This is a genomic window from Enterococcus sp. C102(2024) (assembly GCF_040888205.1).
In the GTDB taxonomy this organism is placed as follows: domain Bacteria; phylum Bacillota; class Bacilli; order Lactobacillales; family Enterococcaceae; genus Enterococcus; species Enterococcus faecalis.
Genome location: NZ_JBFOHH010000002.1, coordinates 1 through 16798, shown reverse-complemented (window position 1 = coordinate 16798; position 16798 = coordinate 1). Strand labels below are relative to the sequence as shown.

13 protein-coding genes are annotated in these 16798 nt (G+C 36.9%); 11 read left to right on the top strand and 2 right to left on the bottom strand.

What is annotated here, in order from left to right; all coding sequences use genetic code 11:
- Position 1: 1 nt before the first annotated feature.
- A complete protein-coding gene (locus AB3I34_RS04690) occupies positions 2–805 on the bottom strand; it encodes a Cof-type HAD-IIB family hydrolase (RefSeq protein ID WP_002355941.1) in 804 nt (267 codons plus the stop codon).
- Positions 806–1010: 205 nt separating this feature from the next.
- Between AB3I34_RS04690 and AB3I34_RS04685 the strand changes: the two genes are divergently transcribed.
- From AB3I34_RS04685 to AB3I34_RS04675, 3 genes are all read left to right on the top strand, one after another.
- Positions 1011–1586 carry a DUF1361 domain-containing protein gene (locus tag AB3I34_RS04685; RefSeq protein WP_002386206.1) on the top strand — a complete coding sequence of 192 codons (576 nt, stop codon included), beginning with the start codon at positions 1011–1013 and terminating at the stop codon, positions 1584–1586.
- Positions 1587–1737: 151 nt separating this feature from the next.
- A complete protein-coding gene (locus AB3I34_RS04680) occupies positions 1738–3144 on the top strand; it encodes an NCS2 family permease (RefSeq protein WP_002355943.1) in 1407 nt (468 codons plus the stop codon).
- 208 nt (positions 3145–3352) lie between these two features.
- Entirely contained in the window at positions 3353–4549 is a 1197-nt protein-coding gene (locus tag AB3I34_RS04675; RefSeq protein WP_002381323.1) for a multidrug efflux MFS transporter, read from the top strand.
- Between the two features lie 54 nt (positions 4550–4603).
- Here the strand turns inward: AB3I34_RS04675 and AB3I34_RS04670 are convergent, their stop codons facing one another.
- Positions 4604–4789: a YjzD family protein gene (locus AB3I34_RS04670; protein ID WP_002355945.1), complete on the bottom strand. Its 186-nt coding sequence runs from the start codon at positions 4787–4789 to the stop codon at positions 4604–4606.
- A 117-nt stretch (positions 4790–4906) separates the two neighbouring features.
- Between AB3I34_RS04670 and dnaE the strand changes: the two genes are divergently transcribed.
- The 8 genes from dnaE to AB3I34_RS04630 all read left to right on the top strand — a co-directional run bounded on the left by dnaE (position 4907) and on the right by AB3I34_RS04630 (position 16361).
- Positions 4907–8236, top strand: a complete 3330-nt coding sequence (gene dnaE, locus AB3I34_RS04665) for a DNA polymerase III subunit alpha (protein ID WP_010712266.1) — start codon at positions 4907–4909, stop codon at positions 8234–8236.
- A 172-nt stretch (positions 8237–8408) separates the two neighbouring features.
- The gene (gene pfkA, locus AB3I34_RS04660) at positions 8409–9371 is read left to right on the top strand and encodes a 6-phosphofructokinase (protein WP_002355947.1); all 963 of its coding nucleotides are present in this window, start codon (positions 8409–8411) and stop codon (positions 9369–9371) included.
- 64 nt (positions 9372–9435) lie between these two features.
- The gene (pyk, locus tag AB3I34_RS04655) at positions 9436–11193 is read left to right on the top strand and encodes a pyruvate kinase (protein WP_002355949.1); all 1758 of its coding nucleotides are present in this window, start codon (positions 9436–9438) and stop codon (positions 11191–11193) included.
- A 373-nt stretch (positions 11194–11566) separates the two neighbouring features.
- The gene (locus AB3I34_RS04650) at positions 11567–12136 is read left to right on the top strand and encodes a DUF177 domain-containing protein (RefSeq protein WP_002363429.1); all 570 of its coding nucleotides are present in this window, start codon (positions 11567–11569) and stop codon (positions 12134–12136) included.
- A 56-nt stretch (positions 12137–12192) separates the two neighbouring features.
- Entirely contained in the window at positions 12193–12372 is a 180-nt protein-coding gene (gene rpmF / locus AB3I34_RS04645; protein WP_002355952.1) for a 50S ribosomal protein L32, read from the top strand.
- Positions 12373–12576: 204 nt separating this feature from the next.
- Positions 12577–13998, top strand: a complete 1422-nt coding sequence (gndA, locus tag AB3I34_RS04640; RefSeq protein WP_002355953.1) for an NADP-dependent phosphogluconate dehydrogenase — start codon at positions 12577–12579, stop codon at positions 13996–13998.
- Between the two features lie 157 nt (positions 13999–14155).
- On the top strand, positions 14156–14842 hold the full coding sequence (locus tag AB3I34_RS04635; protein WP_002355954.1) for a response regulator transcription factor: 687 nt from the start codon (positions 14156–14158) through the stop codon (positions 14840–14842).
- Positions 14843–14852: 10 nt separating this feature from the next.
- Positions 14853–16361 carry a HAMP domain-containing histidine kinase gene (locus tag AB3I34_RS04630; protein WP_002363430.1) on the top strand — a complete coding sequence of 503 codons (1509 nt, stop codon included), beginning with the start codon at positions 14853–14855 and terminating at the stop codon, positions 16359–16361.
- Positions 16362–16798 lie beyond the last annotated feature (437 nt).

The window sequence follows — 16798 nt, the reverse complement described above, 5'->3', positions numbered from 1 at the left end:
TTTATAGATCTAAATAATTTTCTAAGTAATCTGCTAAACCATCTTGATCATTTGTTTTTTCAGTGACATCGTTGGCTACGGATTTAATTTTATCCGTGGCATTGTTCATAGCAACACCCCAACCAGCATAACTTAGCATTTCTTCGTCATTATGTTCATCGCCAAAAGCAATGATATCAGCTGGTTTGACAGATAAAAAGTTCGCCACTTGATCAACGCCATGGGCTTTTTGAATTCCTTTTGCGACCATTTCTAAAATAGGCATTGGACCGCCCCAAGTGCGGACATCAATATAATCACCATATTGTTTTGTCAATGTATCAGCAACTTTTTCAGCTTGGTTTGGTGTGGTCCGAACCATCATTGAGGTAGGATTTGTTCGTAAATTTTTAGCAGTAAGTAAATTATCTAAGGTTGCTTTGGAAGCAAAAAATTTCGGATCGAACCCATCTAACGTATCGATATAAAATGTTTCTTTGTTTTCAGCAGCAACAAAATCTAATTGTAATTCTTTTTTCTGTGCCAAAATATCAAAGACTAGGTCACGTTCAATATTGGCTTCGCTTTCCAAGTCCCATTTTTTCTCTGGAATGTGGACTAAAGCGCCGTTAAAGTTAACCATAGGGGTCGTTAGGCCAAGTTGTTGGTAAAATTGATGACTCATTCTATAGGGACGTCCAGTGGCAATACTGACGTAATGACCGTTGTCAATCGCTTTTTTTAGTGTTTGTTCGGTTTTTGGACTGATTAAAGACTGTGCATTTAATGTTGTGCCGTCTAAATCAATAGCAATTAATTTTTTCAAGTAAAAATTCCTCCTAAATGCCTTTTACTCAGTCTAGCATAAAACCGAAGATTATCAAGGGGAGAAGCATGTTCATTTATAAGGTTTAAAAAAAAGCTTAAGAAGTATGCTACACTAAAATAAACCGTTTGAAAAAGGAGCGCAGAGCATCTTGAAAAATTCTAGAAATTATTTACGAGTGATCACCTTAATCTATTGTATCTATATGTGGTTATTTGCTACGCATTTTCATTTTATGGCGTTGAACGTGTTGTTAGCCTATATTCCAATTGAACTTAGTTATCTTTTAAACGCAGAAAAACGTAAAAGGGATTGGTTGATAGGTTTTGCTTGGTTAATTTTTTATCCTAATGCGCCGTACCTATTTACGGATTTTTTTCATTTAGAAACGCTATCTATTTATCGAGGCTTTAATACGATTTTTGCAAACCAAATTGGTGATTGGTGGGCGTTTGTTTGCTTAACTAGCGGGATTGTTATATATGGACTTTTAGGGATGAAAACAGTAACAACTGTTAGTCAGAAATTGCAAAGTTATTGTGACTATAGAACAATTGTAGTCTTTCAAGCCAGCCTTCATTTCTTGTCTGCTTTGGCGATTTATGTTGGACGTTTTGATCGATTACACAGTGTCTATCTTTTTATGAGTCCAATTGAAACAGTGAAAATTATCTTTTTTGACTGGTCCCTTCAAAAATTAATGTTTATTTTATTAATGATGTTTCTACAGATGCTGTTGTTTGGGCTAATCCAATTATTAGGAAAAGAAGAAGCAATGTAAAGCTTTTTCTTTTTTTATATCTGCAAAATACGAACATTATATAGAAAAGTATATATAATAGTTAATATTTTGTTGTAAAAAGATAGCGATTCTCTTATAATCAAAGAGTAATTATTCGAAAACATGGATTTTAAGGGAGAGAAGTGCAATTATGAATACGTTTTTCAAATTAAAGGAAAACAAGACAACGGTATCAACTGAAATAATGGCGGGGGTTACGACCTTTTTTGCAATGAGTTATATTTTATTTGTTAATCCGTCCATTCTTTCAGAAACAGGGATGCCTTTTCAGGCTGTTTTTTTAGCGACCATTATTGCTTCAATCATTGGTACATTAATTATGGGGCTGTTTGCTAATGTACCTTACGCTCAAGCACCGGGGATGGGACTCAATGCTTTCTTCACGTTTACGGTCGTTTTTGGGATGGGGTATACATGGCAACAAGCATTAGCAATGGTTTTTATTTGTGGTTTGATTAATATTTTGATTACAGTGACAAAAATTCGCAAAATGATTATTAAAGCAATTCCAGAGAGTTTGCAACATGCTATTGGTGGTGGGATTGGAATTTTTGTCGCTTATGTAGGGTTGAAAAATGCTGGCTTACTAAGTTTCACAGTACAAGCAGAACCTCAAAATGGTGTTGTGAATGGTTCGAGTATCGTGCCCGCTTTAGGAAATTTTGATAATCCAGCTATTATTTTGGCGGTAATTGGGCTAGTTTTAACAACGATTTTAGTTGTCACGAATGTTCGTGGGGCTATTTTAATTGGCATTGTGGTTACTACGTTAGTCGCAATTCCAATGGGGGTGGTAGACACTGCTTCGGTTGATTGGCATGCTAATTCGTTGGGCAATTCATTTAAAGAATTAGGTACAACTTTTGGCGCTGCTTTTGGTGCTGAGGGCTTACAGTCATTGTTTAGCGATTCTTCAAAAATTCCTCAAGTTTTAATGACCATTATTGCCTTCAGTTTATCAGATACGTTTGATACAATTGGAACATTTATCGGTACGGGACGTCGAACAGGGATTTTCTCTAAAGAAGATGAATTAGCTTTAGAAGATAGTAAGGGCTTCAGCACTAAAATGGACAAAGCTCTATTTGCAGATGCTATTGCAACATCTATCGGTGCGATTTTTGGTACATCGAATACGACAACTTATGTAGAAAGTGCAGCAGGAATCGGTGCGGGTGGTCGAACAGGTTTGACATCGGTAGTGGTAGCAATTCTATTTGCCCTAAGTAGTCTTTTTTCACCACTTATTGCTATTGTGCCAGCACAAGCTACGGCTCCAGCGTTAATTTTAGTGGGAATTATGATGTTAGCTTCTTTCAAAGACATCAATTGGACGGATTTAGAAGATGCGATTCCAGCATTTTTTGCTTCAATTTTCATGGGATTATGTTATAGCATCTCTTATGGGATTGCTGCTGGGTTCATCTTTTATGCAGTGGTGAAAGTAGTCAAAGGAAAAGCCAAAGAAGTTTCACCAATTATTTGGGTCATTGATGCGTTGTTTATCTTAAACTTTGTAATCTTAGCTATTTTATAGTAAACAGAAGTGAGGCTGAGATAACAGCGGTTAGCTTCGAAGGTGTTGCATTTGTTCAGCTATTTATCTTAAGCCCAAGTGTTAAGAAGTCTGGCAGATTGGTCGTTTTGGCCGGTCTGCCAGACTTTTTTTAAAAGAATTTTCTTTTGAGAGATTCACTCTTTTAGAGTATAGTGGTAGGTGAAGAGGTGATAAGGTGGATAAAAGTATGAAAATAAAATGGAAGCAGAATTTGTTAGTCGCATGGATTGGTTGCTTTTTTACAGGGGCGAGTATTAGCTTAGTTATGCCGTTTATTCCAGTATATGTTGAACAATTAGGGACGCCTAAGAGTCAAGTAGAGTTGTTTTCTGGATTGGCAATTTCTGTCACGGCGTTTGCTGCTGCGATTGTTGCACCGATTTGGGGAAATTTAGCTGATCGAAAAGGTCGGAAAATTATGATGATTCGGGCTGCAGCAGGAATGACGATCACAATGGGGGCGTTAGCGTTTGTCCCTAATGTATACTGGCTGTTGATTATGCGTTTTATGAACGGGATTTTATCCGGCTATATTCCTAACGCAACAGCGATGATTGCGTCGCAGGCGCCAAAAGAGAAAAATGGCTGGGCTCTAGGGACATTATCAACAGGTGCAATTGCTGGGACGTTAATTGCGCCATCGATTGGCGGTGCGTTGGCACAGTGGTTTGGAATGGAAAATGTCTTTATTATTACCGGCGTTATTTTATTCATTACAACGTTGTTGACTATCTTTTTAGTTAAAGAAGATTTTCAACCAGTTGAGAAAAAGGATTTATTAACGACGAAAGAAATTTTTAGTAAGATGGATCATGTTTCAGTATTGATTGGTTTGTTTGTGACTACGTTAATTTTACAATTAGGAATTACAAGTATCAGCCCAATCTTAACGCTATATATTCGATCTTTAAGTGGCGATACAGAGAATGTATTATTTGTTAGTGGTTTGATTGTTTCGATTGCCGGTGTTTCAGCAATTATTTCTTCTCCAACTTTGGGAAAAATTGGGGACCGCATTGGGAACCAAAAAGTTTTATTAGGCGGATTAATTCTTTCTTTTATTTGTTACATTCCCATGGCGTTTGTGCAAACACCTTTTCAGTTAGGTGTTTTACGATTCCTTTTAGGTTTTTCAACAGGCGCATTAATGCCATCGATTAATACGTTAATTAGTAAAATAACGCCAACAGAGGGCGTAAGTAGAGTTTATAGTTACAATCAGATGTGTAGTAATTTCGGTCAAGTTTTAGGACCGATGGTAGGGTCGACAGTTGCCCATGGTTTTGGCTATTCTTCTGTTTTTCTGGTAACCGCTTGTTTCGTTTTAGGAAACATTGGGTTGTCCTTCTTTAATTTCCGAAAAGTTTTAAATAAAAAGCTCTAAACAGTTGAAAAGATAAAAAAACCAGTTACAATAACTTTAGTAACTGGTTTTTTCTTATTTAACAGGTTTGGTTTCTTTCGGTACTGCAAAGTGTGCAATTAATAAAATAATAACGGCTGTTGCCAACGATAGAATCGTTGTCATTTTAAAGTCGTATGAACCACCAGATAATGCACCGCCGATATATCCAACGACTTGGCCTAATGCGAAGGTCCAGAAAAATACAACAAGATAACGCATATGAGCACCTCTTTTCTAGCTCTTAGTTTAGCATATTTTCTTTAAAAGTAAAGAATCCGCGATAGGAAAATAAGAGAAGAGGAAAAAAATAGCAAGGATTCAAAAAGGAGCTGTCCAATGTCATTTCCACAATTACATACCGTTACTTCCTATTCGCTTTTATCTAGTACGGTTAGGATTCGTTCCTATGTAAAACAAGCGAAAGCGTTAGGTTATCAAACATTAGCGATTACCGATATCAATGTCTTGCATGGGGCGGTTGAATTTTATGAAGCATGCCAAGAAGCGGGAATTCAACCAATTATCGGTTTAAGATTAGAATATACCCCAGCAGAAAAAGAAGGTCATTCCGAGTTGCTTTTATTTGCTAAAAATTTAAAAGGGTATCAGCAATTAATGCAACTATCTAGCAGCAAAATGACGACAGAGGGTCCCTTTTACTTAGCGGAACATCAATCTTTATTAAGTGATTTATTTGCCGTGACTTTGTCAGCTAAAGGAGAAGTCGCCCAAACATTTTTTGAAGATGAACAACAAGCGGTTCACGCTTTCCAACAACTTGCTTCATATTTTGATCCCCAGTCGTTATTTGTTGAACATTCTTTTTCAATGAATCAACAACGCAATCCAGCGCTCTTTTCTTTTTACCAAAGAGAACAATTACCTGGCGTGGCTTTGCAAGAGGTACGTCATTTAACAAGGGAAGAAGGCTTTGCCGTAACTGTTCTTGAGAGCATCAAAGAAAATAATCAATTGAATATTACAAGCCAAACACCGGAAATAGAAGGTCTGAATTACTTGCGTGAAGCAGAGGCGACGATGGAACAAATGCTTCAAATAGCTGGTGCAGAAGTGGTCCAGAATACGATTCAGCTAGCTGAAAATTGCCGAGTTGACATTCCTTTACATCAAAAATTATTACCGCATTTTCCTGTGCCAGCTAATCAAACGGCAGGTTCTTATTTACGTACATTGTGTTTAGAAAAATTACCAGAAAGAGTGACTCATCTAAATGAAGTTTACCAAAAACGATTAGAAAAAGAGTTAACCATCATTCACAATATGGGCTTTGATGATTACTTTTTAATCGTTTGGGATGTGATGGACTTCTGTCATAACAATCAAATTGTTACAGGCGCTGGCCGAGGTTCAGCTGCAGGCTCTTTAGTGTCCTATGTGCTATCAATTACAGATGTAGATCCAATCAAATATGATTTGCTTTTTGAACGTTTTTTGAATCCAGAACGCTACACGATGCCCGATATTGATTTAGATATTCCTGATAATCGGCGGGAGGAAGTTTTAGCTTATGTCAGTCAAAAATATGGTCATTATCACATGGCGCAAATTGCCACGTTTGGTACGATGGCTGCGAAAATGGTTTTACGGGACGTTGCACGTGTTTTCGGGTTGTCCCAGAGTGAAGCGAATCGTTGGTCGGCAGCTGTCCCAAACAAGCTGAAAATTACGTTAGAAGAAGCGTACCAAGAGTCGAAACGGATGCAAGAATTGGTCAATTTTTCGCCAAATAATCAATTGCTCTATAAAACAGCTGTTCAGCTAGAAGGATTGCCTCGCCATGTTTCTACGCACGCAGCAGGTGTGGTAATTAGTGATGAAAATCTTTTGAATTTGGTTCCGTTACAACCAGGATCGAATGAAATTTTATTGACCCAATTTACTATGAATGATGTTGAAAAAATTGGTCTTCTGAAAATGGATTTCTTGGGCTTAAGAAATTTATCTATCATTGATGATACCCTCACAGCTGTTAAACGCGTCTATAATCAAACCATTCGTTTAAATCAGATTCCATTAGATGACGAAACAACGCTGGCTTTATTTAGAAAAGGGGAAACAAGTGGTGTTTTCCAGTTTGAATCTGCTGGAATTCGGAATGTATTAAGAAAATTAGGACCAACTAGCATTGAAGATATTGCTGCTGTCAATGCCTTGTATCGTCCTGGGCCGATGCAAAATATTGATGTTTTCATCCGCCGGAAAAAAGGCTTGGAACAAATTAGTTATCCAGAGCCTAGTCTCGCCCCCATTTTAGAAAATACGTACGGAATTATTGTTTACCAAGAGCAGATTATGCAAGTTGCTGCGAAAATGGCAGGCTTCTCTTTAGGACAAGCTGACATTTTACGTCGGGCCATTAGTAAAAAGAAAAAAGATGTGCTAGATGAAGAACGAAATCATTTTGTTAATGGTGCGTTACAACAAGGCTATCCCCAAGAAACAGCTAACCAAGTGTACGATTATATTGAGCGCTTTGCTAATTATGGCTTTAACCGCTCGCATGCATTTGCCTATTCCTTTATTGGTTTTCAAATGGCTTACTTGAAGGTTCATTATCCGAGTGCTTTTTATGTCGCATTGTTGCATTCTGTTCGTCATAATCCAACAAAAATTAAAGAATATATTGGCGAAGCTAGAAAAAACAAGCAGACGATTTTGCAGCCGTCAATTAACCAAAGTCACTACAGCTTTTACCTAAATCAGCAACAGCAAATTTTATTTGGTTTTAGTTCTTTAAAAGGAATCCGCCGAGACTTCATTCAAAATATTTTAAATGAACGCCGAGAAAACGGACCGTACAAAACGTTCGATGAGTTTCTTTTGCGAATTGACCGTAAGTGGTTGAAAGTTGAAAATATCGAACCATTGATTGCCATCGGTGCATTTGACGAAATTGCGCCTAATCGCCGTCAATTAGCGGTAGGTTTAGAGAGTAATATCCAAAGTATTCTTCTCAGCGGTGGTAGTATGGATTTGTTAGAAACGTTGAAGCCAAAGGAAGAAGAAATTGCCGATTATCCGCTAGAAGAGCGACTAGAACAAGAAGAACAATATTTAGGGGTCTATTTATCAGGACATCCGACAGAAGAGTTCAAAAAAACACGCTTAGCCAAGCAAACGCAACTTGTTCATGAACTTGTTGAAAATCAGCCCACGAAATTATTGATTTATGTCAAAAACATTCGGACGATTCGGACCAAAAAGGGAGAACAAATGGCCTTTGTTGATGGGGATGATACAACAGGAAGTATTTCACTAACGTTGTTCCCAACTGTTTTTCGCCAGTTAAGACAGAGTGTCGAGAAAGGGCAAGTTTATTATGTGGAAGGAAAAGTGGAACGCAGTACGTACAATCAAGAATTGCAAATATTGGTTCAACGAATAGAAAAAGCGCAACAAGTAGAAACATCAATTAGTGACGAAACGTGTTTTATCAGAATTACAAAAGATGTCGAACAAACGGACGTTTTTCAGAAAATGAAAGAGGTACTCAGTCGTCATGCTGGACACATTCCAGTGATTGTCTATTTTGAAAAAACAGGAAAGAAAATAGTATTAAATGAAGAAAATTGGGTCGCTCATACAAGCGCTAGTCAGCAACAATTAGCTTACGTTTTAGGCGAGAAAAACGTCATTTTCAAATGATTTACGGTAAAAAATACTAGTTGTTTTCAACTTTTTTCATTTTTTTCTTCTTAACTCAAGACATTTTGGTTCTTTAATGGTAAAATGAATGACGTAATATTTTTGTATATCAATTTTTGCGAAAAGGTTTCTTTTGGCAGTTGAAAGTATATTATATGAGGTGAAATAGCGAATGAAACGCATTGGTATTTTAACCAGCGGGGGAGATGCCCCTGGAATGAACGCTGCAATTCGTGCAGTCGTACGCAAAAGTATTTTTGATGGAATCGAAGTTTACGGTATTAACTATGGATTTGCCGGTTTAGTCGCAGGCGACATCCGTCGTTTAGATGTTGCTGACGTTGGCGATAAGATTCAACGTGGTGGAACATTCTTGTACTCTGCTCGTTATCCTGAATTTGCTACTGAAGAAGGGCAATTAAAAGGAATCGAACAATTGAAAAAATTCGGTATTGAAGGCTTAGTTGTTATTGGTGGAGACGGTTCTTATCATGGCGCAATGGCTTTGACAAAACGTGGTTTCCCCGCTGTTGGAATTCCTGGAACAATTGATAATGATATTCCTGGAACAGATTTCACAATCGGTTTTGATACAGCAATTAACACTGTTTTGGAATCAATTGACCGAATTCGTGATACAGCGACTTCTCATGTTCGTACATTCGTTATCGAAGTAATGGGACGTAACGCTGGTGATATCGCATTGTGGTCAGGCGTGGCAGGCGGAGCAGATGAAATCATTATTCCTGAACATGATTTTGATATGAAAAACGTTGCCAAACGTATTCAAGAAGGCCGCGACCGCGGGAAAAAACATTGCTTAATCATTTTAGCAGAAGGCGTAATGGGCGGAAATGAATTTGCTGATAAACTTTCTGAATACGGTGATTTCCATACGCGTGTATCAATTTTAGGACACGTGGTTCGTGGGGGCTCGCCAAGTGCTCGTGACCGTGTATTAGCAAGTAAATTTGGGTCATATGCTGTTGAACTTCTAAAAGAAGGCAAAGGCGGTTTATGTATCGGTATGTTAGATAACCAAGTAGTTGCAGCTGATATTATTGACACGTTAGAAAACAATAAACACAAACCAGATTTATCTCTTTATGAGTTAAATCATGAAATTTCTTTTTAATCTTGTATATTAGCTAATCTTATTAGCTTTGTATAAACAAATTTGGAATAGGAGCGTTTTAGTAATGAAAAAAACGAAAATCGTATGTACGATTGGACCAGCTAGTGAATCCGTTGATATGCTAGTAAACTTAATTAATGCAGGTATGAATGTTTGCCGTTTGAACTTTTCACATGGTGACTACGAAGAGCATGGTGCTCGTATTAAAAACATTCGTGAAGCTGTAAAAATTACAGGGAAACGCGTAGCGATCTTACTAGATACAAAAGGTCCTGAAATCCGCACAAATGACATGGAAAATGGCGCAATCACAATGAAAATTGGTGATTCAGTACGTATTTCTATGACAGAAGTTTTAGGAACAAATGAAAAATTCTCAATCACTTATCCAGAATTAATCAATGATGTAAACGTAGGTTCACACATTCTTTTAGATGATGGTTTAATCGATTTAGAAGTAACTGATATCGACCGTGATGCAAACGAAATCGTAACAGTTGTTAAAAACGAAGGCGTCTTGAAAAACAAAAAAGGCGTTAACGTACCAGGCGTTTCTGTAAACTTACCAGGGATCACTGAAAAAGATGCTAACGATATCCGTTTCGGAATTGGTCAAGGAATTGACTTTATCGCAGCTAGCTTCGTTCGTCGTGCTTCTGACGTTTTAGAAATCACTAAAATTTTAGAAGAAGAAAACGCAACACACATCCAAATCATTCCTAAAATCGAAAACCAAGAAGGTATCGATAATATCGATGAAATCTTAAAAGTTTCTGATGGTTTAATGGTTGCTCGTGGTGACATGGGTGTTGAAATTCCAACAGAAGATGTTCCAGTTGTCCAAAAAGCTTTAATTAAAAAATGTAATGCTTTAGGTAAACCAGTTATCACTGCAACACAAATGTTAGATTCAATGCAACGTAACCCACGTCCAACACGTGCGGAAGCAAATGACGTAGCAAACGCAATCTACGATGGAACAGATGCAGTAATGTTATCAGGCGAAACTGCAGCAGGGGATTACCCATTAGAAGCTGTTCAAACAATGGCTCGTATTGCAGTTCGTACAGAAGAAACATTAGTTAACCAAGATTCATTCGCATTGAAATTATATAGCAAAACAGATATGACTGAAGCAATCGGACAATCTGTTGGCCATACAGCACGTAACTTGGGTATCCAAACAATCGTTGCGGCAACAGAATCAGGCCATACAGCACGTATGATCTCTAAATACCGTCCAAAAGCACATATCGTTGCAATTACGTTCTCAGAACAAAAAGCACGTAGCTTATCATTATCATGGGGTGTTTACGCAACAGTTGCTGACAAACCATCAAGCACAGATGAAATGTTTAATTTAGCTTCAAAAGTATCACAAGAAGAAGGTTATGCTTCAGAAGGTGATTTAATCATTATCACTGCTGGTGTTCCAGTTGGCGAAAAAGGCACAACAAACTTAATGAAAATTCAAATGATCGGTTCTAAATTAGTTCAAGGTCAAGGTGTCGGCGAAGAAGCAATTATTGCAAAAGCCGTTGTTGCAGGAACTGCTGAAGAAGCAGTTGCTAAAGCGACTGAAGGAGCTATTTTAGTTACAAAAACAACAGATAAAGAATACATGCCTGCAATTGAAAAAGCATCAGCATTAGTTGTTGAAGAAGGTGGTTTAACTTCTCATGCAGCTGTTGTAGCGATTGCACAAAATATTCCAGTTATCGTAGGTGCTGCAGATGCAACATCATTAATTAATAATGACGAAGTGATTACTGTTGATCCTCGTCGTGGTATTGTTTACCGCGGAGCAACAACAGCTATCTAAATCTAATTAATTCAATCATTTGATTTTAAGCAATATGTACTCGGACGCAAAGCTGGGACAAACCGATTCGTCAGTTTGTCTCAGCTTTTTTTACAAAGAAGACAGTAGTACGAAATGTTCAGAAAACACGTATTCAGTAAATAAAGAGTTGGGCGCAAATAGTAAAATTATGTCTGAGTTTTAAATTATTTATGTTATTTCACACAAAAATTTTGTTATTTAATTAAATAAGCGCTAAGTTATCTTCAACAGAAAAACAATTATAAAAAAAACGAAAGAAAAACAGGAAATAAGAAAGGGCTGTCAAGAAAATTTCATTGACAAAGCTTTCATACCCCTGTATAATAGCTTTTGTTGCTTAGGAGTGATAATTATGAAGTGGTCTTTGTTAGAATTAAATAAATACAAAGAAGAGCCGCTAGTGTTTTCAGAAACATTGCATCTTAAAGAAGAGCTTCTTCAACGAGATGATACCTTGTTGGATGTAAGTCCAATCAAAGTAGAAGGCTTATTAGCAGTCAATAAATCAGAATATTTACTTCATTACACTATTCAGGTAACTGTAACCGTTCCTTCATCCCGTTCTTTAGAACCTGTGGCTTTGCCAATGCAAATCACGGTCGATGAAGTCTTTATGACAAAAGAACAAATGGATACAAGAGATGAACGATTTGCAGCTGAAGAGATTATTTTATTGGACAAGCCAACAATTGATTTAGATGAATCTGTCGAAGACAACATTCTATTGTCCATTCCAATTCAAGTGCTTACAGAAGAAGAACAAAACAGTCAAGAAATGCCAAGTGGCAATGACTGGGAAGTGATTTCAGAAGAAGCATATTTGGAAAGTAAGCAGAAAGCAGCAGAACAAACAGTGGATCCTCGTCTGGCTAAACTATCAGAATTACTCAGCGATAATGCTGAAGAGGAAGATAACAGCTAGGTTGGAATATATTGTGTATGTAAATACACGCATCTTTACAAGGAGGTGGAACAACAATGGCAGTACCAGCTAGAAGAACTTCTAAAGCGAAAAAAGCAAAACGTCGCACACACTACAAATTAACAATCAAAGGCTTAAATGCATGCTCAAACTGTGGTGAAATGAAAAAAAGCCATCACGTATGTCCAGCATGTGGTCACTACGATGGAAAAGACGTAATGTCTAAAGAAGCATAAGCATAAAAACATTTTTTGAAATGTTGAATCCCCTAGGCTAACCATGGAGCCTAGGGGATTTGTATTTTTTTAAGAAAATATGAAGAAATTGGAAATTTATTGGCACTATATTGTTTTCATATGAAAGATAGTGCGTTATAATAGTGAGGATTATAAGAGAATGCTCATAGAATTTTCGTTGATTATAATATAGGAGGTCATAAAATGACAAAACAACAATTTGGCGTAGTCGGCATGGCTGTCATGGGAAAAAATCTTGCTTTAAACATTGAAAGCAGAGGCTATACAGTTGCGCTGTATAACCGTACAGGATCAAAAACAACAGAAGTGGTTGAAGAACATCCTGACAAAAACTTTCAAGCAACATACTCAATTGAGGAATTTGTGAATGCAATTGAAAAACCTCGTCGAATTATGTTGATGGTTAAAGCTGGACCTGCAACAGATGCGACAATCCAAGAATTGTTACCACACCTTGATAAAGGCGACATCTTAATTGATGGCGGTAATACGTTCTTCAAAGACACAATGCGACGTAATGAAGAACTAGCAAACTCAGGAATTAACTTTATTGGTACTGGCGTTTCTGGCGGAGAAGAAGGAGCCTTGAAAGGACCATCTATCATGCCTGGCGGACAAAAAGAAGCGTATGAGTTAGTTGCGCCAATTCTTGAAAAAATTTCAGCTAAAGCAGAAGACGGTGAACCATGTGTGACTTACATTGGCCCAAATGGTGCTGGACATTATGTAAAAATGGTTCATAATGGGATTGAATATGGGGACATGCAATTAATTGCTGAATCCTACGATTTAATGAAACAAATCTTAGGTTTATCTGTTGATGAAATGGCAGAGATTTTCAAAGAATGGAACGAAGGCGAATTAGACAGTTACCTTATCGAGATCACGGCTGACATTTTGACACGTAAAGATGATGAAGGAACCGACCAACCAATCGTTGATGTTATTCTTGATGCAGCAGGCAACAAAGGAACAGGTAAATGGACAAGCCAAAGTGCGTTAGATCTTGGCGTACCATTACCATTAATTACAGAATCAGTATTTGCACGTTTTATTTCGGCTTACAAAGAAGAACGCGTAAAAGCAAGTGGCATTTTATCAAAACCTGCAGCCTTTAACTTTGCAGGTGATAAAAAAGAATTGATTGAAAAAATTCGCGAAGCATTATACTTTAGTAAATTAATGAGTTATGCGCAAGGTTTTGCACAACTCCGTGCAGCTTCTGAAGAATACGGATGGGATTTACCATTTGGTGAAATTGCAAAAATCTGGCGAGCAGGTTGTATTATCCGTGCACAATTCTTACAAAAAATTACCGATGCATATGAAAAAAATCCAGCACTTGAAAACTTGTTGTTAGATGAATACTTCGTAGAAATTACGAAAAAATATCAACAAGCCGTTCGTGAAGTTGTTGCGATTGCTGTTCAAGCAGGTGTTCCTGTACCAACATTCTCATCTGCAATTGCTTATTACGATTCTTATCGTTCAGATCGCTTACCAGCGAATTTAATTCAAGCACAACGTGATTACTTCGGTGCTCATACGTACGAACGCACAGACAAAGAAGGAATCTACCATTACAGCTGGTACAACGAAGAATAAACACGCTGGAGACCATGAGTGTGGCTCACCATGCTCATGGTTTTACTGTGGCTTAAAAAAGAACCAGACAGATTGAGTAGTAATTCTCTAATAAGTAGTAAGGAATAAAAAGGTTGAGCTTGAGTATAGCTTTTAAAGAGAAAGGACAATTAATCAAATGAGCAACATTTTAATTATTGAAGATGAAAAGAACTTAGCGAGATTCGTTGAGCTTGAATTAAAACATGAGGGGTATACGACAGAAGTACACTACAATGGTCGTACAGGATTGGAAGCCGCTCTTAACAACGAATGGGATGCTATCCTTCTTGATTTGATGTTACCAGAATTGAATGGATTAGAAGTATGTCGCCGTGTTCGCCAAGTGAAAAATACACCAATTATTATGATGACTGCGCGTGATTCAGTAATTGACCGTGTTTCTGGTTTAGACCATGGAGCGGATGATTATATTGTTAAACCATTTGCAATTGAAGAATTGTTAGCTCGTTTACGTGCGTTACTTCGTCGTATTGATATTGAGGGCGATAAAAACGTTGCAAAACAAACAACGATTACATATCGTGACTTAACAATTGAAAAAGAAAATCGTGTCGTTCGTCGTAATTCTGAAATGATTGAATTAACAAAACGCGAATACGAATTACTATTAACGCTAATGGAAAACGTGAATGTTGTCTTGGCACGTGATGTGTTACTAAATAAAGTTTGGGGCTATGAAACAGAAGTAGAAACAAACGTTGTGGATGTGTATATCCGCTACTTACGAAATAAAATTGACGTACCTGGAGAAGAAAGCTACATCCAAACTGTCCGTGGAACTGGCTACGTTATGCGTTCGTGAGAACTAATTAATGAAAAGAACGATTAAAAAAGAACTGGAAGGCCCATCTTTAACTATAAAGTGGGCTTTCGCAAGTTCTTTCTTTATATTTGTAGTTTTTACCATTTTTGCGGTGATTACCTATAAGTCTTCTGTCAGTCTTATTGTTGCCAAAGAAAAGGAAAATGTCGAAGCAACGATTGCAGAAGTAACAAATCGATTAGCTAATGCCAATGAAAATTTAACGGTAACAGACGTTTTTGACTATTTAAAAACGCCGAGTGAAAGAGATGAAAACTACTATAATAAGCATACAGCAGTAGAAGGTTCGTTTATGGAAATGGACAGTTTCATATCTGAACTAGGACAACCAGAACTTTATTTATCTGTGTATGACACAAACCAAAAGCTAGTTTTTAAAACACAAAATGAATATGATAAGTTATTACAATTGGATCGACAATTACCTGTTGTTCGAACCGTTTTTGATAAAACCGGTTTTTATTCCGTGGAACCTATTTTTTCAAAAGAAACACGAGAAAAGATTGGCTATATTCAAGCGTTTTATGAACTTTCTTCTTTTTACGAAATTCGTAATCATTTATTATTAACACTTGTAGTTTTAGAAGTGATTTCTCTGATTGTAAGTAGTGTCTTAGGCTTTATCCTCTCTTCTTATTTCTTAAAACCATTAAAAGTATTGAGAGACACGATGGATACAATCCGCAAAGACCCGCAATCAGATGTCCACATGCCGGAGATTAATACGAGAGATGAGTTAGCAGATATCTCGGAAATCTTTAATGAAATGTTAGATCGTATGAGACGCTATATCGAACAACAAGAGCAGTTTGTTGAAGATGTTTCCCATGAATTAAGAACGCCCGTTGCGATTATGGAAGGCCATTTAAACCTTTTAAATCGTTGGGGAAAAGACGATCCTGAAATTTTAGATGAATCATTAAAGGCCAGTTTACAAGAAATTAGTCGCATGAAGAGTTTGGTCCAAGAAATGCTTGACCTTTCACGCGCTGAACAAGTGGACACCCAATATGCAAATGAACGAACAGATGCTAAACAAGTAGTCTACCAAGTATTCAATAACTTCCAATTGGTTTATCCTGAGTTTCATATCACATTAGATGACGATTTACCAACCGAAGTTGAGCTGAAAATCTATCGTAATCACTTTGAACAATTGCTAATTATTCTATTAGATAATGCGATTAAATATTCAACCGATCGAAAAGAAGTGCATATTTCCATTTCTCGAACGATGAATGAATTTGAAATAGCTGTGCAAGATTTTGGTGAAGGAATCACTGAAGAAGACTTGGAGAAAATATTTGATCGATTCTACCGAGTAGATAAAGCCCGTGCAAGAAATAAAGGCGGTAATGGCTTAGGACTATCGATTGCAAAACAATTAGTCGAAAACTATAAAGGACGTATTGATGCAGAAAGCGTATTGCATCAAGGAACGATCTTTAGAATTTTTATTCCAATCGCTGGAATAAAAGAAGAGAGCAACGTACAATAAAGTACGTTGCTTTTTTTACGAATGATTAACGAACATTTCAGTAAGAGAAAAGGGATTATAAGATAAAGAAACGAATGTTTTCTTTGCAGAAAATATTCATCGTTCGAAATTGAAAAAAATGTTATTTTTCTGCAAAATAATAGTTGCGTTTTAGAAAAATCCTTGGTATATTAATATCTGTTCTGACAAACAGTTCGTTAAGAAAAAAGTTTTAAAAAGTTAAAAATTTTTCTTGACGAAAAGATAAATAACATGTTAGAATAACAAAGTCGTTAAAGAGATTGCTTTTAAATCAATCATTTGATCAAAAAAACTTGTTATAAAATAACAAAAAAGTTTTAAAAAGTTGTTGACAAACAACTGAGATAATGATAAGATATAGAAGTTGTCACAACAGACAACGACAACCGAGCAAAACAACTTAAAAAACTTTTTTT